This window comes from Alteromonas sp. IB21 (genome assembly GCF_016405965.1).
GTDB lineage: Bacteria > Pseudomonadota > Gammaproteobacteria > Enterobacterales > Alteromonadaceae > Alteromonas.
Window position 1 is genome coordinate 12730 of record NZ_JAEFCD010000013.1, and the last position, 20710, is coordinate 33439.

Annotated in this window: 16 protein-coding genes; 10 read left to right on the top strand and 6 right to left on the bottom strand. The window is 46.6% G+C overall.

The window, feature by feature from the left end:
* Positions 1-137: 137 nt before the first annotated feature.
* The 3 genes from JC525_RS10395 to JC525_RS10405 are packed head-to-tail and all read left to right on the top strand — an operon-like array spanning position 138 to position 2468.
* Positions 138-575 (top strand): acyl-CoA thioesterase, encoded by a 438-nt coding sequence (locus JC525_RS10395; protein ID WP_198815782.1) that lies wholly within the window; start codon positions 138-140, stop codon positions 573-575.
* A 50-nt stretch (positions 576-625) separates the two neighbouring features.
* Complete coding sequence (locus tag JC525_RS10400; RefSeq protein ID WP_198815860.1) at positions 626-1558, top strand: D-2-hydroxyacid dehydrogenase; 933 nt, start codon at positions 626-628, stop codon at positions 1556-1558.
* Between the two features lie 7 nt (positions 1559-1565).
* Positions 1566-2468 carry a DMT family transporter gene (locus JC525_RS10405; RefSeq protein WP_198815783.1) on the top strand — a complete coding sequence of 301 codons (903 nt, stop codon included), beginning with the start codon at positions 1566-1568 and terminating at the stop codon, positions 2466-2468.
* Between the two features lie 54 nt (positions 2469-2522).
* Here the strand turns inward: JC525_RS10405 and JC525_RS10410 are convergent, their stop codons facing one another.
* Positions 2523-2798, bottom strand: a complete 276-nt coding sequence (locus tag JC525_RS10410; protein ID WP_198815784.1) for a hypothetical protein — start codon at positions 2796-2798, stop codon at positions 2523-2525.
* 266 nt (positions 2799-3064) lie between these two features.
* On the opposite strand from JC525_RS10410, the gene JC525_RS10415 reads away from it, so the two are divergent.
* A complete protein-coding gene (locus JC525_RS10415; RefSeq protein WP_198815861.1) occupies positions 3065-3571 on the top strand; it encodes an RNA polymerase sigma factor in 507 nt (168 codons plus the stop codon).
* The gene (locus JC525_RS10420; protein ID WP_198815785.1) at positions 3564-4184 is read left to right on the top strand and encodes a hypothetical protein; all 621 of its coding nucleotides are present in this window, start codon (positions 3564-3566) and stop codon (positions 4182-4184) included. The genes JC525_RS10415 and JC525_RS10420 overlap by 8 nt, the downstream gene beginning before the upstream one ends.
* A 26-nt stretch (positions 4185-4210) precedes the next feature.
* Here the strand turns inward: JC525_RS10420 and JC525_RS10425 are convergent, their stop codons facing one another.
* Positions 4211-8119: a translocation/assembly module TamB domain-containing protein gene (locus JC525_RS10425; RefSeq protein ID WP_198815786.1), complete on the bottom strand. Its 3909-nt coding sequence runs from the start codon at positions 8117-8119 to the stop codon at positions 4211-4213.
* Positions 8116-9954 (bottom strand): autotransporter assembly complex protein TamA, encoded by a 1839-nt coding sequence (locus JC525_RS10430; RefSeq protein WP_198815787.1) that lies wholly within the window; start codon positions 9952-9954, stop codon positions 8116-8118. The genes JC525_RS10425 and JC525_RS10430 overlap by 4 nt, the downstream gene beginning before the upstream one ends.
* A gap of 175 nt (positions 9955-10129) precedes the next feature.
* On the opposite strand from JC525_RS10430, the gene JC525_RS10435 reads away from it, so the two are divergent.
* Both JC525_RS10435 and JC525_RS10440 read left to right on the top strand, forming a co-directional pair.
* Positions 10130-10390: a prolyl oligopeptidase family serine peptidase gene (locus JC525_RS10435; RefSeq protein WP_233095123.1), complete on the top strand. Its 261-nt coding sequence runs from the start codon at positions 10130-10132 to the stop codon at positions 10388-10390.
* 140 nt (positions 10391-10530) lie between these two features.
* Complete coding sequence (locus JC525_RS10440) at positions 10531-11781, top strand: multidrug effflux MFS transporter (protein ID WP_198815789.1); 1251 nt, start codon at positions 10531-10533, stop codon at positions 11779-11781.
* A 149-nt stretch (positions 11782-11930) separates the two neighbouring features.
* Here JC525_RS10440 and ilvC read toward each other — a convergent pair whose 3' ends face one another.
* Positions 11931-13409: a ketol-acid reductoisomerase gene (ilvC, locus tag JC525_RS10445; protein ID WP_198815790.1), complete on the bottom strand. Its 1479-nt coding sequence runs from the start codon at positions 13407-13409 to the stop codon at positions 11931-11933.
* A 157-nt stretch (positions 13410-13566) separates the two neighbouring features.
* Here ilvC and ilvY point away from each other — a divergent pair, with 157 nt between their 5' ends.
* Positions 13567-14439: an HTH-type transcriptional activator IlvY gene (ilvY, locus tag JC525_RS10450; protein ID WP_198815791.1), complete on the top strand. Its 873-nt coding sequence runs from the start codon at positions 13567-13569 to the stop codon at positions 14437-14439.
* 28 nt (positions 14440-14467) lie between these two features.
* On the opposite strand, the gene JC525_RS10455 is transcribed toward ilvY, so the two are convergent.
* Positions 14468-15982, bottom strand: a complete 1515-nt coding sequence (locus JC525_RS10455) for a YifB family Mg chelatase-like AAA ATPase (RefSeq protein ID WP_198815792.1) — start codon at positions 15980-15982, stop codon at positions 14468-14470.
* Positions 15983-16184: 202 nt separating this feature from the next.
* Positions 16185-16802, bottom strand: a complete 618-nt coding sequence (locus JC525_RS10460) for a trimeric intracellular cation channel family protein (RefSeq protein ID WP_198815793.1) — start codon at positions 16800-16802, stop codon at positions 16185-16187.
* 431 nt (positions 16803-17233) lie between these two features.
* Between JC525_RS10460 and ilvD the strand changes: the two genes are divergently transcribed.
* Positions 17234-19084, top strand: a complete 1851-nt coding sequence (ilvD, locus tag JC525_RS10465; RefSeq protein ID WP_198815794.1) for a dihydroxy-acid dehydratase — start codon at positions 17234-17236, stop codon at positions 19082-19084.
* Complete coding sequence (gene ilvA / locus JC525_RS10470) at positions 19084-20631, top strand: threonine ammonia-lyase, biosynthetic (RefSeq protein ID WP_198815795.1); 1548 nt, start codon at positions 19084-19086, stop codon at positions 20629-20631. The genes ilvD and ilvA overlap by 1 nt, the downstream gene beginning before the upstream one ends.
* The last annotated feature ends 79 nt before the right edge of the window (positions 20632-20710 follow it).

Sequence of the window (20710 nt, forward strand, 5' to 3'; positions counted from 1 at the left end):
CGAACTAACAATGTTTAATTTACGGCAGTTGCGTGAACAGCCCAGAAGTATCTATCTTTAACGCGCAACGGGTGCCATGATCCGTTAAATATCGATATCAACGAAACCGTGAAAACGCATAACGCAAAGAGATAATCATGACTGATATTACACCAACACTTGCAGACTACCCTTATAGAGTCACGATAGCTACGCGATGGCAAGATAATGATGTCTACGGACATATTAACAACGTTGTGTATTATGGCTTCTTTGATACTGCAGTGAACCGCTTTTTAATTGATGAAGGTGGGTTAGATATTCATAACGGGCAAACAGTGGCATATGTGGTGAGCAGTCAATGTCAATACATCGCCCCAGCAGCGTATCCAGAGGATATTTTTGTGGGTCTGCGCGTTATAAAAATTGGCAGGAGTTCGGTGACATACGGTTTGTCTGTTTATGCGGGTGACAACAAGCGCCGAGTGGCGCATGGCCAATTTGTGCATGTGTTTGTCGACCGAAAATCTGACAAAGCTATCCCCATTCCGGTGAGTGTTAAAACCGCGCTGGAATCCATCGTTGAAGTCATGTAGGTTGCGCTGGAATGACGAAAGTAGCGGCATGCAATAACGATAATACGTTGATGAACAAAGTTGTCTTTCTAGACGCAGAAACGATGGACTTGTCCAGCCTTGATACTCGCGCACTCGACAATCTTGATGCCAACGTTACTTTATATCAGCAAACCCAAAACGCCGACGTCGCTGAGCGTATTCGCATTGCCGATGCATTGCTCGTTAACAAGGTTGTGTTGAAAGCTAAAGATCTGCAGCAGGCAAAAAAGCTTCGCTATATTGGCGTAACAGCCACAGGTATGAACAATATCGATATCGACTATTGCCAACAAGCAGGCATTACTGTGCAAAACGTTGAAGGCTATGGCACTGACAGTGTTGCCCAGCACACGTTGACCTTGGCACTTAATTTGGCCACAAACTTTGTGGCTTACCAGCAAGATGTGCGCAATCAGGCGTGGTCTGCATCCTCACACTTTTGTTTGCTAAACCACCCCGTGGTGGAGCTTGCGGGTAAACATGCGGTGATTGTAGGGCATGGCGAGCTGGGCAAGCGTGTAGAAGCATTGTTCAAAGCTATGGGTATGAAAGTAAGTATTGCTGCTCGTCCCGGCAAAAAAGATGATCCCCGCCCTAGCCTAGCTTCTCTATTAACCCACGCAGACGTAGTAAGTCTTCACTGTCCACTTACAGAAGATACCGATAAACTCATTAACGCCGATACCTTATCGCTAATGCAGCCAACCGCCTTTCTTATTAATACCGCCCGCGGCGGGCTTATTGATGAACAGGCGTTATACCATGCGCTTAAACATAACAAAATAGGCGGTGCTGGGCTTGATGTATTAAGCGTTGAGCCACCACCTGCTGACCATGTGTTGCTAAAAGAATCGTTACCAAACTTGCTGGTAACCCCTCACAATGCGTGGGTTGGCAATGGAGCAAGACAAAAACTGCTTGATACAGCCCTTGCACATCTAGCGACATTTTTAGGGAAGTAATGGCGATATGAATAACGCTACGCTGTTTGCATTGTGTTGCTTAATTTGGGGTTCTACCTGGATTGCTATTACTTACCAAATTGGGCACACCTCTGAAACCTTTGCTATTGCGCTGCGCTATCTTTTGGCGTCAGCCTGCTTGGGCGCCTATTGCGTAATAAGACGTTTACCGCTTAAGCTGCCGTTGCATGTTCACATAAAAATGGCTGCCGTCGGACTATTTCTCTACAGTTTAAACTACACATTGCTGTATATGGCACAGGCACACATTATCAGCGCGCTGTTAGCGTTGATGAGCTCCTGCATTATTTATATTAACGTGGTGCTTCGTCGCTGGTGGCTAAAAGAGCCTATTAGAAAAGAAGTAGTTATTGGCGCGACGTTTGGTCTAGCAGGCATTATATGCTTGTTTGTGCCTGAGTTTTCCAAGGTAACGATGGATGCTGCTCTTGCTACTGGTCTTGCCATAGCGTTTGTGAGTTTTTTCTGTGCTTCAACGGGCAATGTCATTTCAGAACGTATTTTGACTTCGGGAACGCCCGTGATCCAAATGAACTTCTATGCAATGAGTTATGCCATGGTGCTGCTCTTTATCACTTCTTTGGCGATGCCCGGTGAGCTAATTATTCCAACCGATACCGCCTTTTATTTATCACTATTGTACCTAGCGGTCTTTGGCTCAGTATTCGCGTTTGGGGCGTATATGAAGCTTTTAAAACAAATGGGCGCGGACAAGGCTGCCTATGTTGTGCTGGTATACCCTATGGTTGCGCTGGTTATTTCAACGTTCTTTGAAGGTTATACGTGGAGTACATTGTCTGTAATCGGCGTGATTATCGTGCTTATAGGTAATGCGATTGCCATGGGAAAAGTACCACGCTTTATGCGTCGCCCTCCTGTGGCCAGTTAGCGCGACGCCAGCATTGATAAAGCGGTAAAGCGGTAAAGCGGCAGTTAACTCGGCTTACTTTAACGCATTTATTTTTCTATTTAGCTCGTACGCGGGCTCGGTCACTATGGTTTCAAGGGTTTCAATCCGTGCCGTAAGGGCTTGAATTTGTGCGTCTTTCTCTTCTAAACGCTGTTGCTGTTTGTCGGTCACGCTTTTTACGAACGGGTTACTACACTCTCCGTTCATCCAGTCGTTTAATCGCCACTGAAATTTTGCATCTAGGTAGCTGGCCAAGAGTACAAGCGACGTGATACTGCCAATTATCAAAACTAAACTTAATGTAGACATAGTGTTTTTCCCATCGAATTTTTAAGGCCCTTTGTAAAGGCCCGCTAGTGCCAAACGGATTAACGTAAAGAGCATGCGTTGTGTTTCTTGCTATTTCACCACTTTTTATAGCTTCACGTTAAAGCACGCTCTATTACTCGTAGTCATGAGGTGCGCAAAAAAATTACAGCGTTTAAGAAAAAAGTTTGTAATAAAAGCCAGAGAACGCAGACTGATAAAAGTAACATAATAAAATAACAACAGTTTTTTTGATTAGGGATATGACGTTGGGGCAGGGTTTTGACGATATTTTTGCAAAGCACGGCGCACTGCTAAGCCGCGTAGCCAATAGCTATGAGGCAAACGAGGCAATGCAGCAAGAGCTCTTGCAAGAAATTGCGATTGCCGTATGGCAGGGCTTGTCTCGCTTTAAGGGCGACAGCAGCGTGAAAACCTACATATTAAAGATAGCTCACAACCGCGCGGTAACCCACGTAGCAAATCAAGTGAAGCGCCTCGATACCCATCAATACGATCAAGACGATAAGGGCTCAGATGGGTTTGTAAGCCAGGTTCGCTCTCCCGAGGAAGTATCGAGTCAGCACCAGTCATTAGAGCGTTTATTACGTGCTGTACGGGCGTTACCTTTGCAGCCACGGCAAGTGCTTACGCTTTCCCTTGAGGGCCTAAGTTACGATGAAATTGCAGAGGTGTGCGGCCTTACCAAAAACCATGTTGGCGTTATTTTAAAGCGCGCCAAACAAAGTATCATGCAGGAGCAACCTCATGCATAACGCAGATAAAGAGAAACAAAAGACACCGTCAGTTAGAACAGACGAAAAGCAAGACGATAGTCTTTTAGCCCTTTGGCAAGCTCAGCCTGTTACCGCTATTAACCTAGAGGAAGTAAAAGCCAACCTTAGCAGCGAAAGAAAAAAACAGCGTTGCTATATGGTGATGGATTCTTTGATGGTTTTTCCTGCTATTTATATTCTTGCGAAATATTGGGGAAATATGTCGCTGGTAGCACAAATGATGTTTGTCTTTATGCTGGCTACATCGCTTCCACTGCTTGTTTATCAATTATGGTTAAGAAGAGTGGCAGCGTTTTACAAAGATAGCCAAACTGCTGATCATTTAATGCAGCTAACAAAGCAGGTCAAGAACAATGTAAAGATAGCGTTCATGACCAAGCATTCAACATGGATTGCCATAGTTTTTGGGTTCGCTTTCATATTGGAAAGCTACTTTTTTGGAGACCTTGCGCCAGAAAAGGTGACCAAATTAATCATCGTAGTAACATCAATGAGTATTGGTATGCTAATTTGGTATGTATGGGCACACAATAGACAAAAACGCTTTGAGCGACAGCTCAAAAAGTTGGAAGCTATAGCGCAGCAGCACTAAAGGCTGCCCCTAGGCGCTGTTTAAGCTCAAAACAATGAGTCTTTTGGGCTTGCGTTAGGGGTGTTGCCATCCGAGGTAGCGTTGCTCTTTTGGCTTTGCTCTACGGGCTCACTCTCCTTATCAGCCTCATCAGCCTCATCAGCGCCATTGTCGTCTTCAACGTCATTACGGGGTCTATCGGTTCTGTTATCGCCCAAGAAGAACTCATAGTAGAGATCTAAAGCAAACTCCGACTGGTCTTCTAATGTGGTTTGAATCGCCTCTAAGTAAAGGCTTGGAAGCAGCTGATATTTTAGCGCTAAGTCTGGCGGTAACTGCCTGCGTCGTAGGGTGCTGTTAGCATCATTATTACTTAAGCCTACATCTACGTTATATTCTACTGATAAGCGGTCGTTAATTTGCCCAGTGACCGAGAGCATATTTTCATTGGTACTTAAGCTGAATTCATCAATGCCCAACGCACTTCCTACCTGCCCTGTCAGAGTTTCTGTATTAGAAAGCCCAAAGCCCAATAGCAGTGCAGCATAGTTAGGGTCTTGGGTGCCCGAATTAGGGCCCGAACCGGTCAATAAGTATGACAATACGCCCTGCTGGTCCATTGCGGGCTCAGAAAACAAATTTATACTGGGGGCGTCAGCCGCGCCGTCAATACGAATTCCGGCTATGACATCGTCGTCAGTTTTAGCTGGGTCGCGTATGGCCTCTACCAGTAGCAACGGTTGGTCGATAGGGCCGTTAAACTGCACTTCACCGGTCTGGATGATCAATTGCTGTCCGTAGGCATTATAGCGGCCATTTATTATTTGTAGATCGCCATAGCCAACTAACGCTGGTTGCGTATTCACTCGTATGCCGCCGAACAAGCTGGCGGTAAGACCAAACGCCTCAAGTTTTACCTCTTCGGTTTTGTTTTTATCGATGTTTACAAGCACCGACGCATGCACGATATCTAGCGGCTCTTCTCTATCCGGTTCACCCCGCAGGTGGACATCTTTAGACGGCGACACTGCGCTTTCTGGAAGCGACTCAATTTCAATTCGCGCCCACGGTATGTTGACCTCGCCGTTCACATCGACCTTTTCTTTCGTCGCGGCAATGTCAATATTAGGCGACACTTTAAGACGAATGTCGGGCTGTCTAATTTCAAAGCCGTTGCCTTTTAAATTGAAGGTGGCGCTTGGGGTAGACGACCAATCCAGTTCCCCTTTTAGCGTACCTTTTCCGCCGCCCAATACAAAGGTTCCGTCTAGCGAGGCGGTTTGGTCGTTAAGCACCACTTTTTGGTTCCAGTCAGCGAGGGTGACTGGGGTATCTTGTATATCGATAGCGCCGTTTGAAACAGTAAGCTCACCGTTCAGCGATGGGTCGTCAACATAGCCACTAAGTGTAATGTTGCCGTTGAGTAAGCCTGTAAGCGTTCTAATAGCAGGAGAAAGTGGCTTAAACGGTGCTACATTTAGTCCTTCCATGACCAGCTTTCCATCAAGAGGGATTTGCTCGTCGAATGGTCGTGTATTTAGGGTTAGCGTAGCATCACCAATGTCTTGACTCGAAATCAGTGAGGTTGACGCTAATTGCCCTTGTTTAATCTTACCGGTCGTCTCGATTGAGTTAATGGTAAGGGTTAGCGGTCTGGTTTCACCCAGCTGCCAAGGGGCAGCACTCATTGACGCCGTAAACGTGGCGTCTATAGGGTCTTGCTGTGAGTAACTCCCTTTTGTTTTTATACTAAGGGTAGCTTTGGAGGGGCTTGAAACCATGGTGGGTGCCAGCTCATTGGCCCATAGGCCTATCGGTAAGGATGAGGCACTAATGTCCCAGCTGGCCTTACTTTCTTGATAGTTAACGTTTGATACGCACAATTCGCCTTCTCTGCGGGAAGTCCAACAGTGCCTGCCTATCTTTGCCGTGACGGGGGCTGTGCCGATATCTAGGCTAAACGGGCTTGATAATGTCCACTGCATATTGGCAAGCTTTAACGTGGTATCACTAATTTCGCCAATCCAGTGGCTATTAGTCCACGCCCCTTTGAGGCTAAGGGCTATGTTGTTATCAGGTACGGCAAGGTCAATCTCAGCGTGATGATCTTTATAGGTGCCGTCTATGGCAACGTTCCCGTTTAACGGCCCTTGCTGAGCGGCTGAAGCATTTACGTTAGGAGACACGGTGATCTCAGAAAGCGCTAGCGCACCGTTTGCGCGAGGGTTTTGCCAAGGCCCTGACGCTTTGATATTGCCATTCACGGCGCCGGTCACATCAGGGTAAAGGCTATTGATGGCATTAACGCTAATATCAATATCTGCATTTAAATGACGCTTATTTAAAACCTGAGCGATAGCACGAATGGTATTTTTTTCTTGCTCGTCTTCTTGGATGATATTGACGTTGGTAACGAATAAGTCGCTCGGGCCTGCATATACTGCATTGCCTTTTACTTGAAGCGGCTTACCTTGTAGTACACCTGAAATGTTTAAATTTCTTAAGCTCATGTGCAGGCCGCCGCGCTCGGAATATTGCAAAATACTGTCAATTTCGCCGTTTAGCTGTTGAGGGGCATAAGTGCTGAATTGTTGCGCTGACACATCCGTTAAGGTGGTTTTGCCTTCCCAGGCGATAGTCTCATTTAAATACAGCGTTCCCGTATTCGCTAAGCTTCCTTCCAGTGCGCTGATATTGGCCTGGTTAACATAAATATTATTCTTTTTAAGTACCACATCTAACGATACGGGGATATTGCCAAGGTCGGGCAGCGTTGCCGCGCCATTACCTTGAAGCTGGTAATCACCCATGGTGCCAAAAAGGGATAGTTGCCCCTCTTTTAACAGGGCATTTTCCATGGTTGGTATAGCCTGCTCTTGCCAATTCGTGGTGAACTCAATAGGTAAATTTTCGTCGAGAATATTGGTTTTTAAATTGGCATCAGCGCTAATCGCTCCTGTGGCACTAACCGATAGCGTGAGGTCGTCTGCAGCACCGGATGCATCCATAACGAGTGTTTGCGGCGCATCATCAAATTGAGTGTTAACCTTAATTTTGGCATTGAGCGGGAAATTGTCTTTAAGTGTGGCACTTGCGCTCCCTCTAAGCTCCCCTTTTTCATGCACCACTGTCATTTCTTCAACCGCTATTTCGCTGCCTTTAAAACGGGTTTGCAAAAGCGAGATAAGCGCCACTCGTTCGATACTTTCACCCTGTATAACTTGTAAGTCTTCAACTAATAAGGTGCCGAGGGAAAAAGGAATCGGTGATGTAATTGTAGGTAACTGTGGTACATCGTAGGTCAATGAGTACGACGTAGGCAAAGGGCTGTCTTTTACCTTTTCTGGCTCTGCGTTTTTCTGATTCTTGGGTGGCGTGTTAGGGGCGTTAGCCGGTGATGTCGATGGTGAATCTATGCCTTGCTCTACAAGCGCTACCTTTACCCCTTTCGTCGCTAAACTATCAAGTGAAAGTGCCTCATTACCGTTAAAGTCGACGAGTTCTAGTTTATCAATTTCGACCACAGTGGAGAGTAGCGCAAGCTTAATATTGCTTAACGCTAAGTACTCGACTTCGATGGGAAGTGGCAAAGCAAACTCATCGTTAGCATCGGTTTCGTCTGGCGCTTCTGGAGCTAAGGCAAGTTGGGTTAACGTCGCATTTTCAAGCGTGAGTTCATTAACGCACACTTTAGGTTCAAACAGGCAGCGCCATGTTACATCGATATAGGCGTATTGGGCTGACACTTTCCATTGCGGGTTCTCCCACTGAACGTTGTGTACTTCAAGCGTGTCGGCAAAGCCGCCGTCTATCGCATCGATAGACAAGTTATCTACAAAAGTGTTGGCTACAAGCTTAACGGTTGGGCCGCCTAATGGGCTAATTAGCAGCGCATATACGGCTACCAGCAAAAGAATAGGTGAGAGTAAAATGGCCGATATTGTGCGTTTTCTCATAGCTCAGGCCCCAGCATGATATGTAACTGCCATGTATTTTCATCGGGGGCAAACCCCCTTGCAACATAAAGACGAACGGGGCCGATTGGCGAAAGCCAATGGACACCCGGGCCAACGCTATAGGTTAGTGTTGTACTGGTGTCGTTGGTGGCGGTACCGGCATCAACAAATGCCGCGACGCGCCAATTATCGGCTACGCGATAGGCGTATTCCACGCTTGTGGTAAGCAAATATTTTCCGCCTATTGAATCGGTCACAAGTTCACCGGTTTCGGGGTCGATAACATCTGCGGTGGGCGATATTTCTCGATAGTCAAAACCCCTAACGCTTTGGTCTCCCCCAGCGTAGAAACGCAAAGAGGTGGGCACTTCATCGAAGCTGTTGGTTTTAATAGCGCCTGCTTCACCGCGTAAGGATATTCTATGTACATCGTTAAACGTGCGTATCAACGTAGCCTCTACTACCGCTTTAGCAAAGTCGATGTCAGAGCCAAAGCCTTCTTTGCCATATTGTGCAAGCATTTGAATGTAGCTGCCGTTGCTGATGTTAAGCTCGCTGTCTTTATTGCGATAGGTTAACGAGTACCCCGGTAAAACCAGTGACGTGGTATTGGTGCTAAGTTCCCCTTGGTCGTAGGTTTCTCTAAGGTAAGTTATCGAACCATCGTGCTGCCATGGCGAGTCGTTTTTTTGCCAGTAGCGGTGGGCAGACAACGAAAGGGTTTCACTTTCAAAGGACGTGTTGGCGTATTCAATAAATTGGTAACCCGCCTCAATGCTGGCGTAATCACGAGTGATGTTTTTCATGGGAATGCGGTAGTCGGCGGTAACTGACTGTTCGGGCTCAGATATAAAGATATCCGATGATACCGAATGCCCTTTGTCATTTACCCAAGGGCGCTCCCAGCCAAGTCTGACCCGCGGGCCGGTATCGGTGGCCGCGCCAAGTGACACATTAAATGCGTCGGTAGGCCTGTGCTGTAGTGACACCTCAACAGGTACACGTAAACCCTCAGCGTCACTCACTACCGGCCTGGCTATCACACGATTGAAATACCCAGATTGATTCAATCGCCGATTGAAATCAGACAACACTGCTGATGAATAAGCGTCTCCGGTTTCAAATGGTTTGAGGCGACTGATGATGGCTTTTGCTTTGTCTTCGCCGACGATTTTGAGTTCACCAAACTGGTACTGAGGCCCGCTTTGCGCAATTAACAGTACGTTTGCCTGCTTCGCACCACGCACTAGATCAAGTCGGGTAGCCTGCCAATAAAAGTCAAAATAGCCGTTGGAAAGGGCATAGTTAAACATCGAAGACTTAAACGATTCATAGATGGTTTGATTGAGTACATCGCCTTCTTTAAGCTTAAGTGCGTTAAAACGCTCTCTAAATTCTTTATCTTCACGCCCTGCCCCAATAATTTCACGGGTCACTTTATTAATGGTTAGGGGGGCGTTTAACGAAACATTAACCGTAACCTTGTCGCCGTCATCGATAACAACGTTAGTCTCGCTGTTGTAATAGCCATACGGCTGAAGTGCTGTTGCCACTGTATCGCTCACTTCCCCTTGCCAATATGGGTCAGTAAGTAGTGCTTTTTCAACATCGAGGCTGTTCAAGTGAAGCCGAATATTGTTGCGTAGCTTATCGTCTTTTACGCCTTGAATATTATAGGAAATGCCCTCTTGCGCTTGCGCGGTCGATGCTAACGTACAGATCAGCGAAAGCAGTACGCCGCACATCAAAACCAAATGAGTCTTGAATGTTTTCAACATAAACTGTCGGAAAAGTGGGTCTTGCAAACTGGCAAGCCCGGTCCAAATTGAAGGCATGAAAAGGCTAAATCCTTAAGATAACGCTGGGCTAAGAAGCATACCGCTTGATAGTAAAGTCCGTATTGTGAACGCGGTTAATGATACCACAATTGCGTTTTGTATCCCCAAACTACGATGAGAGATCAAATATTTGCGCTAACACCTGGCAGAGTAAAATATCATGGATTGTTTTTTGTACGTCAAGATCCCTATTTTGCTAGTGCATGGAGAGGAAGATCGCATAGTCCCGCCTCTACATAGTCGCTACATGGCAGATGAATTGGAAGATAACGATAAAGTCTTTAAATATGTTGAACTTGAAAGTGGCGATCATTTTTTATCTATTCAGCGTAATCGGCACCTATTCTTCAAAGAAATGGATATGTTTTTGAATCAGTATTTGAAACCTGCTTCAAAGGACGATGCGGTGAAAGCCGGTCTTACCACTGAATAGTACCCGTTAAACGCCCCAGTATTTAAGACAAGATTTCTTCGTGCTGGCGGCTTTTTAACCAAATTTCAGGTACACTTATATAGGCGCGATTATTTCGCGCCTTTTTACTTTCCCACACTTAATTTCATATTCGAGACTTTATGCCCCAGACATCTAATGGCGTATCTGAAGATACGGCAGCTGTGCAAAAGCCCGCCCTTGGCCTTGTTGAATTTGTTGCGTTAATGGCAACCATGACATCGCTGGTTGCCCTCAGCATAGATGCTATGCTGCCCGCACTTATCCAAATTGGTGAGTCACTTAATGTGCAAGAGGCACATCATACCCATTTGATTGTGACCGTGTTCTTTTTAGGTATGGCTTTCGGGCAAATGTTTTTCGGTCCGTTTTCAGACAGCCGTGGCCGCCGTCTAACAATACTTGTGGGCTTATGCATTTTTGCCTTAGGTACGTTTGTTTGTATGCTTGCATCTAATTTAGAAACCATGCTGATGGGGCGCGTTATCCAGGCTTTTGGGGTGTCTGGCCCTCGCATAGCATCTATGGCGATTATACGCGATTTGTACGTGGGTGATGCGATGGCAAAGGTCATGTCATTTATCATGATGGTATTTATTTTAGTGCCCATGCTTGCCCCAATAATTGGTCAAACCGTAATGGAACTAACATCTTGGTTTCATATCTTTACGTTGTTTCTTGTCGTAGCCACTATGGCAGGAATTTGGTTCTTCTCTCGCCAAGGCGAAACCTTGCCTCGTGCAAAGCGCAGAAAATTCTCGCGGGCACACTTTTTTAAATCATCAAAGTTTATTCTAACCCACCCAGAAGTTATGGGTTATACCTTTGCAATGGGCTGTATTTTTGGCTCTTTCTTGGCGTATTTAAGTGCATCACAAACCATCTTTACGGTGTTTTATGATGTAGGTGAGTGGTTCCCTTATATCTTCGCTACGCTTGCTTTTTCTATCGGGCTGGCGTCGTACTTTAACGGTAAAATGGTTATGCGTTTTGGTATGCGCAAGCTGTGTCGATTTGCGCTAAAAGGTGTAAATGGGTTTGCGGTGGTGTATTTAGCGCTGCTGTTCGTATACGACGGGCTGCCACCGTTAATTCCTACCGTTGCCGTTATGTTCGTCGGTTTTTTCTTTGTAGGTATTTTGTTTGGTAATTTAAACGCTATGGCAATGCAGCCACTAGGCGAAATGGCGGGGTTGGGCGCTGCTATTATTGGCTGTTTTTCGAGCTTGTTCTCGGTGCCCGTTGCCCTTATCGTTGATAGTTTTTTGAATGGAAACTTGATGCCTATTGGTTGGGGTTTTCTTATCTTTTTTGCATTAGCTTATGCATCAGTCCGCTTCGCTGAGCGGGTTCGCGAAGGTGTTACTTCGTAACCAGATAAGCATTACTCGTGTCTTCTACGGGGCGGACTAAGAAGAGGCGAGGCTCACTGAGTTATAGATATAAAAAAGCCCGACCAAAATGGTCGGGCAAGAGGGCTTAGTTAAGCACCTAACGACAGAAACTGTCCTAACCTCTGTTTTTACACAACTATGGCTTTCATATCAGTCATGTAGCCACGCAAGGTCTTACCTACTGATTCTACACCGTGTGAACGGATGGCTTCGTTAATTTCAACAAGGCGTTTGTTCTCTACTTGATTAGAAGTAACATTCAAACCCTTACCGATAACGCTGGTATCAATGGTAGGCATAAACTTCTCACGCAAAATCGGAATTGCTGCATTGGCAAACAAATAGTTTCCGTATTCTGCTGTGTCTGAAATAACCACGTTCATTTCATACAAACGCTTACGCGCAATTGTGTTAGAAATAAGCGGTGTTTCATGCAGTGATTCGTAGTACGCAGACTCAGGTAGAATGCCGGCTTCAACCATTACGTCGAACGCAACTTCAACACCACACTTGATCATGGCAACCAGTAGAATGCCGTGGTCAAAGAATTCTTGTTCACTGATTTCACCTTCGTAAGTCGGTGCATTTTCAAACGCGGTTTCACCGGTTTCTTCACGCCACTTAAGTAGGTTCGCATCGCCATTTGCCCAATCTTCCATCATGGTGCGAGAGAATTCACCGCTGATGATGTCGTCTTGGTGCTTTTCAAATAGCGGACGAAGTAAATCAGTTAGCTGCTCAGAAAGCTCAAATGCCTTCACTTTTGCAGGGTTTGATAGACGGTCCATCATGTTAGTAACGCCGCCAATCTTAAGTGCTTCAGTAATGGCTTCTAGACCGTACTGAATAAGCGCACCTGCATAACCTGGGTCAATACCGTCATCAACCATTTTCTCGAACGCAAGTACTGCTGCAACTTGTTGCATACCACATAAAATGGTCTGCTCACCCATAAGGTCAGATTTAACTTCAGCCACAAAAGATGACTCAAGTACACCTGCGCGGTCACCGCCAGTTGCACTTGCTAGTGCTTTAGCCTGCTCCCAACCTTTACCTTCAGGGTCGTTTTCTGGGTGCACAGCTATTAGTGTTGGTACACCAAAGCCACGCTTATATTCTTCACGTACCTCAGAGCCTGGGCTTTTCGGCGCACACATAATTACTGTGATGTCGCTACGAATTTGCTGGCCTTCTTCAACAATGTTGAAGCCGTGTGAGTAACCTAACGTTGCGCCTTTTTTCATAAGCGGCATTACTGCCTCTACCACACTTGCGTGCTGCTTATCAGGTGTTAAGTTATAAACTACATCTGCTTCTGGAATAAGCTGCTGGTAGGTACCAACGGTAAATCCATTACTTGTAGCGCGTTTATAAGAGTCGCGTTGCTCATCGATGGCCGCTTGACGCAGCGCATAAGAGACATCTAACCCCGAGTCACGCATATTCAGGCCTTGGTTAAGGCCCTGCGCGCCGCAGCCTACAATGACAATTTTCTTGCCTTTTAAGAACTGACAACCGTCAGCGAATTCATCGCGTGCCATGAAACGGCAGCGGCCAAGCTGATCTAACTGCTGGCGAAGTGACAGGGTGTTGAAATAATTAGCCATAAAAATTTCCGAACAACATTCATTTTTGTCAATATCAAACACCGACCTTGGCGTTGACAGACCTCGTCTATGACGACTTGGCAGTGAGACTAAAAGATTTCTTTTGTTTTGGAAAATGATATATTTGCAAGATAATATTGCAAATAGTGAAACGTTTATGGATTTTCGTAGCCTTCAACTCTTTAACCATCTTGCCACCAGCTTACATTTTGGTGTTACCGCAGAGGCTATGTATGTATCACCATCTACGCTTAGCCGCGTTATTCAGCGCCTTGAAGACGAATTGGGCTGTAGCTTGTTTAAACGTGATAACCGTAAAGTTGCGCTTACCCATAGCGGTCATAAACTGCTCTCGTTCTCTAAACACGCATTGCAAGAATGGCAGCAACTAAAGATAGATTTAAAAGAAGATAACGATGCGTTGCAGGGTGAACTCAGCGTATTTTGTTCGGTGACCGCCAGTCAAAGTCATCTACCCGCTATGCTACGGCAATTCAGGCAGCAACATCCGGGCGTTGATATACGCCTTATCACCGGCGACCCAGCGCTAGCGATTGAAAAAGTAAAGGGCAAGCAGTGCGACCTGTCTATCGCCATCTACACACCTGATATGCCAACAGATTTGCATTTCACCGCCCTTGATAACGTGCCTTTGGTGCTTATTGCTCCTCGAGAATGGCGCTTGACCCAATTAAGCCAACTTGACTGGACGAAACACCAAGTGATCATGCCTGAAACCGGCCCTACGCGCCGAACGGCATACCACTGGTTTGCCGAGCACGGTATTCGCCCTAACGTGTATGCGTATGTCGGTGGTAACGAGGCCATCGTCAGTATGGTTGCCCTTGAATGTGGAGTGGGGTTTGTGCCAAAAGTGGTGCTTGACCATTCCAGCATGGCCGGTGCGGTAACGCAAATTCCAGTGGCTGATATAGAGCCCTATGCGCTTGGTTTATGTTGCCTCCAAGACAAGCAAAATGAACCCCTTGTTAACGCGTTTATGCAGCTAAACCTGCAGCAAGATACCTAATACCATTAGTCCGCATAGATAAACCCCCTCAGCTCGCACTCAACTGTTTAATGAGGTTGTCTAGGGCGCGATAGCCTAACGCTTCTGCAATATGTGCTCGAGATACGGCTTTTTCATCTTCAAGGTCGGCAATGGTTCTGGCGACTTTTAATGTGCGATGAAATACCCTCATAGACAAATTGAGTTGCTTGGCAGCCGCTTGTAGAAATCCTAGGTCAGCGTCGTCAAGTAGGCAGATATCCGCCAGTTCACCAGCATGTAGTGCACCGTTCGGCTTTCCCTGTCGTTGTTCTTGTCTATACCTTGCTTCGATAACCCTTTCTCGCGTGGAGTGCAACGAGTCATTAGGCCTATTGGCACGCTCCGGTAAGTCGTAATCAGGCAAACGAGGCACTTCTACCTGTATATCTATTCTATCTAACAGCGGGCCCGACAACCGGTTTAAGTAGTTAAGCTGCTGCTGTGGTGTCAGGCGATTATCGTCAATATCGCCAGTAGGGCTTGGGTTCATCGCCGCTACCAGTTGAAAATTGGCTGGATAAGTCGCGCTTCCTGAAGCCCGAGACAAATGCACGTCACCGGTTTCAAGTGGCTCGCGCAATACATCTAGCGCTTTGCGTCCGAATTCAGGCAATTCGTCTAAAAACAAAATACCGTTGTGGGCCAATGATATTTCACCTGGTACCGGATTCGAGCCACCGCCAGTGAGCGCCACTGCGGAGCTCGTGTGATGTGGCGAACGCAAATGGCGAGCTAAAAAACGCTCTGCATGCAGCTTTTCACCCTTTACCGAATGAATGGCGGCTACTTCAAGGGCTTCTTCCTCACTCATATCAGGCAATAGCGACAGCATACGGCTGGCAAGCAAGCTTTTTCCTGTGCCCGGAGGCCCAACCATCAAAAGATTATGCGCACCACTTGCCGCAATAATTAGGGCCCGTTTGGCTTGCTCTTGGCCAATTATGTCGTCCCATCCGGTGTGGGAATTACGAGGTGCATGTGATGTAAATGGCTGACCTTTCGCAAGCTTTTTATGACCGGTAAGGTGTTCATAAACAGACAGTAAATCAAAAGCAGGAAAGCGTGTTGCATGGGAAACCAAAGCGGCTTCAACATCGTTGTCACCTGGATACACTAACGCGATATCTTCGTTAGCCGCCGCCATTACCACAGGAATAAGTCCATTAACGGGCTTGATTTCTCCGTTTAAAGCAAGCTCACCCACAAAGGCAATATTTAATAAGCTAGTATCAGAAATATAGCCGGAAGCGGCGAGTATACCTACGGCGATAGGAAGGTCGAATCGCCCTCCGAATTTAGGAATATCTGCAGGCGCTAAATTAACGGTTATTCGTTTGGCCGGAAACTCAAAGCCGCTGTTGATAAGCGCACTTCGCACCCGTTCACGGGCTTCTTTTACACTGGTTTCAGCCATGCCGACGAGTTGAAAGGCGGGTAAGCCGTTAGCAAGATGAATTTCTACACTCACCTCTGGCGCCGATACGCCTTGGCCTGCAAAAGTTTTAACCACAGCCATACCCATATGAAAACAACCCCTCTCCCTACACGCTCATCGTTCGATGTATTGAAAATAAAAAGTAAGCGCGCAGCCAACATGATTTGCACTCGCCCTGGTGCGTAAACTGTAGTCAGAGTGGAAGCAAGATGTAACTGTACTAACGGCGGTAATTATAGGGCAGCACGTTAAGCACAGTTCGAAAATGCTATGCGAAGGCTAATGCGCGCTAATGATGATCGTTGTAAAAAACAGGAAGCTGCCAGTGCCAGCGCATGGCGCCTAATCTAAATAGTACGGTTGTGATCAGGGCCGCGATACCACACCACTGTGTAGCAAGATCGAACTGTAGGCCAATGCCATACACAATACCACCAGCAATACAGGTCATAGCGTAAAGTTCGCCGTTTAGAACCAGTGGTACTTCTCTACAAATTACATCTCGCAGGAGGCCACCAAAAACGCCAGTAATGGTGCCCATGGCAACGGCTACTGCCATGCCTGTGTCGTTAGCTAAGGCTTTCTCTATGCCAACCACATTAAAAAGCGCTAGACCAAAAGCGTCGGCTATTAACAAATAGTGAAAGGGAAATCGCGGGCTTATGCGCAGCCAAATTATTGGAATAAAGGCGGCGATAAGGGTGGTATAAAGATAGTCGGTATCGGCAATCCAAAATACGGGAACATCTAACATCACGTCGCGAAGCGTACCGCCGCCGATTGCGGTCGCACTGGCGAGGACCACTACGCCAAACCCATCCATACGCTTTTGATAGGCCATAAGGGTGCCGGAAATTGCACAAACTGCAACGCCCGCTAAGTTTAGCCAATGAAACCAATCGAACATGTTTTCTACCTTTTTACTGCCCTTAAGAACTCGCTATTTCTACCGCAAAAAACTTGATCGAACCGTACATTTCATGCTATTTCTTTGCCCAATAGCAACATGTCGTTTAAACGCGTGTTGTTATGAGGGGTAAAGCCATAACCTCTTACGAACAACATTTCATTTTTATAATGCCAACGGAAAGCGGTATTGTAAGTCAAATATATCATTTAAAACAAAGCGCTACTGATAAGTTAGCAGCTAGGCTTTGTTGCCCTTCGCTTTAACGACCTAAGATGATGTAATACGTTATCAGTATGACACGCAATTTCGAGTAAAACAGCGTGTATTGGAAAACGATCCAAAGCATTACTGGTTTACTACTGTTTTTTAAGTTTCACGAAAAAGGTCTAGCATTTAAACCTAGTACCTTACATTAACGGGAAGGATTTATGCCCAAGTTACGTTCTGCAACTACCACACAAGGTAGAAATATGGCCGGCGCTCGCGCGTTATGGCGTGCAACTGGAATGAAAGACTCTGATTTTGGAAAGCCTATTATTGCAATTGCAAACTCATTTACGCAGTTTGTACCTGGGCACGTTCACCTCAAAGACCTCGGCCAGCTAGTGGCACGCAGCGTGGAAGAAGCGGGTGGTGTTGCGAAAGAGTTCAACACCATCGCGGTGGACGATGGTATCGCCATGGGGCACAGCGGTATGTTGTACAGCTTGCCTTCTCGCGAAATTATCGCCGATGCGGTCGAATACATGGTGAACGCACACTGTGCCGATGCCATCGTATGTATTTCTAACTGCGACAAAATTACCCCGGGAATGTTAATGGCGTCTATGCGCCTTAACGTGCCGGTTATCTTTGTATCGGGTGGCCCGATGGAAGCAGGTAAAACCAAGCTTTCTGATCAGCTAATCAAGCTAGATTTAGTTGATGCTATGGTAGCGGCTGCCGACGATAAGATTAGTGATGCTGATAGCGACGAAATTGAACGTTCAGCCTGCCCTACCTGTGGTTCATGCTCAGGGATGTTCACTGCTAACTCCATGAACTGCTTAACCGAAGCGTTAGGTTTATCGCTGCCGGGCAATGGTTCTATGCTAGCTACCCACGCCGATCGTGAAGGTTTATTTAAACAAGCGGGTAAACAAATTGTTGAGCTTTGTAAGCGTTACTACGGCGACGACGATGAAAGTGTATTACCACGCAATATCGCGAATTTTAAGGCTTTTGAGAATGCCATGAGCCTGGATATTGCCATGGGTGGTTCAACAAATACCATCTTGCACTTGTTGGCAGCAGCGATGGAAGGTGAAGTGCCTTTTACCATGGCAGACATCGACCGATTGTCTCGCAAAGTGCCTCACCTGTGTAAAGTGGCGCCTTCTACACCTAAATACCACATGGAGGACGTACACCGCGCTGGTGGCGTACTAGGTATTTTAAACGAGCTTAACAAAGCGGGCCTGCTGAACACTGACGTCAATCACGTTTTAGGTAAATCGCTTCCTGATGTTATCAGCGAGTGGGACATCACCAACCCTGAAAACAAAGACGCTATCACGTTTTACCGTGCGGGGCCTGCGGGTATTCGTACCACGAAAGCGTTTAGTCAAGACTGTCGCTGGGATGAAGTCGATGATGACCGTGAAAATGGCTGTATCCGCTCAATTGAACACGCATTTAGCCAAGAAGGTGGTCTAGCGGTACTTTACGGCAATCTGGCCGAAGATGGCTGTATTGTAAAAACCGCAGGTGTGGATGAGTCTATTCTAAAATTCAACGGCACAGCGCGTATTTATGAAAGTCAGGACGATGCGGTAGCGGGTATTTTAGGTGATGAAGTGAAAGCGGGTGATGTGGTATTCATTCGTTACGAAGGTCCACGCGGCGGGCCGGGTATGCAAGAAATGTTGTATCCAACGTCATACTTGAAATCTAAAGGGCTAGGTAAGCACTGTGCATTAGTTACCGACGGCCGATTCAGCGGTGGTACTAGCGGCCTGTCTATTGGTCATTGCTCTCCTGAGGCGGCAAGTGGTGGCGGTATTGGTCTTGTGGAAGATGGCGATAAAATTGAAATCGATATTCCGAACAGAAGTATCAACATCGCCGTCAGTGATGAAGAACTCGCCGAGCGCCGGGCGAAAATGGAAGCGAGCGCTAACCCTTGGAAGCCAAGAAATCGAGTGCGCGAAGTATCAACGTCACTTAAAACCTTTGCGGCGTTAGCAACCAGTGCCGATAAAGGTGCCGTTCGTGACGTCAGCAAGCTGGAAGGTTTGTAATGGCAGGTGTGCACGTAAGCGACCACGAATATTTAAAAAAGATATTGCTGGCTCCGGTTTATGATGTTGCGGTGGCCAGTGAACTTTCTTATATGTCATTGCTTTCGGCTGAGCTTGGCAATGATATTTTTTTAAAACGTGAGGATCAGCAACCGGTTAAAAGCTTTAAGCTGCGCGGTGCTTACAACCGCATTTGCTCGCTGAGCAATGAACAGTTGCAAGCCGGTGTGATTGGTGCTTCTGCCGGTAACCATGCCCAAGGCTTGGCGTATAGCGCAAAAATGAAAGGCATTCAGGCCACTATCGTTATGCCTGAAACCACGCCTGACATTAAAGTAGACGCTGTACGTCGCTTTGGTGGTGAAAACGTCAATGTGGTGTTGCACGGAACTAGCTTTGACCAAGCCAGTACCCATGCCAAAGCATTGTGCGAAACACACGGCTATACCTTTGTACCGCCCTTTGACGACCCTGATGTTATTGCAGGGCAAGGTACGGTTGCACGAGAGTTGCTAGAGCAAAACCCGAATCTTGATATTTTGTTTATTGCCGTTGGCGGCGGTGGATTAGCCGCTGGTATTGCGGTGTACCTGAAGCAACTAAAGCCCAGCATTAAAATTGTGGCAGTTGAGTCGGAAGAGTCTGCCTGCTTTATTAAAGCAAAAGCACAAGGTGAGCCTACTGAACTCGAAAGTGTCGGCATCTTTGCCGATGGCGTTGCCGTTAAAATTATGGGTCAAGAAACGTTCCGCCTGTGTAATCGTTTAGTCGACGAAACCATTACCGTTACTAATGATGAAATTTGTGGCGCAATTAAAGATATCTTCGATGACACGCGGGTTATTGCTGAGCCTGCGGGCGCGCTTTCGGTAGCAGCTATTCGCAAGTACGCCAAGCAGCACGAGCTCAAGGGTAAAAAGCTAGGCGGTATTTTGTGTGGTGCAAACATTAATTTTCATACCCTGCGCTATGTGTCTGAGCGTTGTGAGCTAGGTGAACAGAAAGAAGCCGTATTTGCGGTTAAGATCCCTGAAACCAAAGGTGCATTTAAGCAATTTTGCGAGTGTGTTGGTGCAAAAGCGATTACCGAATTTAACTACCGCTATGCCAGCGAGAGCGAAGCGCATATTTTTGTGGGTGTTAAACTCAAAGGTGGTCAGCAAGAGTTTGCTGCGCTGCAAGGTGACCTTGAAAGCAAAGGGTACGACTGTGTTAACTTGACCGACAATGAATTAGCAAAACTCCATGTTCGTCATATGGTAGGTGGTCGACCGCCGACCATACTCAACGAACAGGTGTTCAGCTTTGAGTTTCCAGAGCGACCCGGTGCCTTGCTTAATTTCTTAAACACGTTAGGTGAGCAGTGGAATATTACTTTGTTTCACTACCGGAACCACGGCGCAGCGGAAGGTCTAGTTTTAGCTGGGTTTGACATTGCACCTGAAAGCCGTAACGACTTTAATCAACACGTTGCAGAACTTGGTTACAAGGTAGAAGAGGTAACAGATAACCCGGCTTATCGCTTTTTCTTGTCTCAACCCGCCTAAACATATGGCTGAGTAAACGCGCTCGGCTCAACCAGTCATCGCTTTGCATTGTTTCACGTTAAGCCTAGGTTTACCGTGA

Coding starts and splice junctions, on each gene's coding strand:
- JC525_RS10430 (WP_198815787.1), bottom strand. CDS start 9,954: ATGCCTTCAATTTGGACCGGGCTTGCCAGTTTGCAAGACCCACTTTTC.
- ilvY (WP_198815791.1), top strand. CDS start 13,567: ATGGATTTTCGTAGCCTTCAACTCTTTAACCATCTTGCCACCAGCTTA.
- JC525_RS10420 (WP_198815785.1), top strand. CDS start 3,564: ATGCATAACGCAGATAAAGAGAAACAAAAGACACCGTCAGTTAGAACA.
- ilvD (WP_198815794.1), top strand. CDS start 17,234: ATGCCCAAGTTACGTTCTGCAACTACCACACAAGGTAGAAATATGGCC.
- JC525_RS10410 (WP_198815784.1), bottom strand. CDS start 2,798: ATGTCTACATTAAGTTTAGTTTTGATAATTGGCAGTATCACGTCGCTT.
- ilvC (WP_198815790.1), bottom strand. CDS start 13,409: ATGGCTAATTATTTCAACACCCTGTCACTTCGCCAGCAGTTAGATCAG.
- JC525_RS10400 (WP_198815860.1), top strand. CDS start 626: ATGAACAAAGTTGTCTTTCTAGACGCAGAAACGATGGACTTGTCCAGC.
- JC525_RS10455 (WP_198815792.1), bottom strand. CDS start 15,982: ATGGGTATGGCTGTGGTTAAAACTTTTGCAGGCCAAGGCGTATCGGCG.
- ilvA (WP_198815795.1), top strand. CDS start 19,084: ATGGCAGGTGTGCACGTAAGCGACCACGAATATTTAAAAAAGATATTG.
- JC525_RS10460 (WP_198815793.1), bottom strand. CDS start 16,802: ATGTTCGATTGGTTTCATTGGCTAAACTTAGCGGGCGTTGCAGTTTGT.
- JC525_RS10440 (WP_198815789.1), top strand. CDS start 10,531: ATGCCCCAGACATCTAATGGCGTATCTGAAGATACGGCAGCTGTGCAA.
- JC525_RS10405 (WP_198815783.1), top strand. CDS start 1,566: ATGAATAACGCTACGCTGTTTGCATTGTGTTGCTTAATTTGGGGTTCT.
- JC525_RS10395 (WP_198815782.1), top strand. CDS start 138: ATGACTGATATTACACCAACACTTGCAGACTACCCTTATAGAGTCACG.
- JC525_RS10425 (WP_198815786.1), bottom strand. CDS start 8,119: ATGAGAAAACGCACAATATCGGCCATTTTACTCTCACCTATTCTTTTG.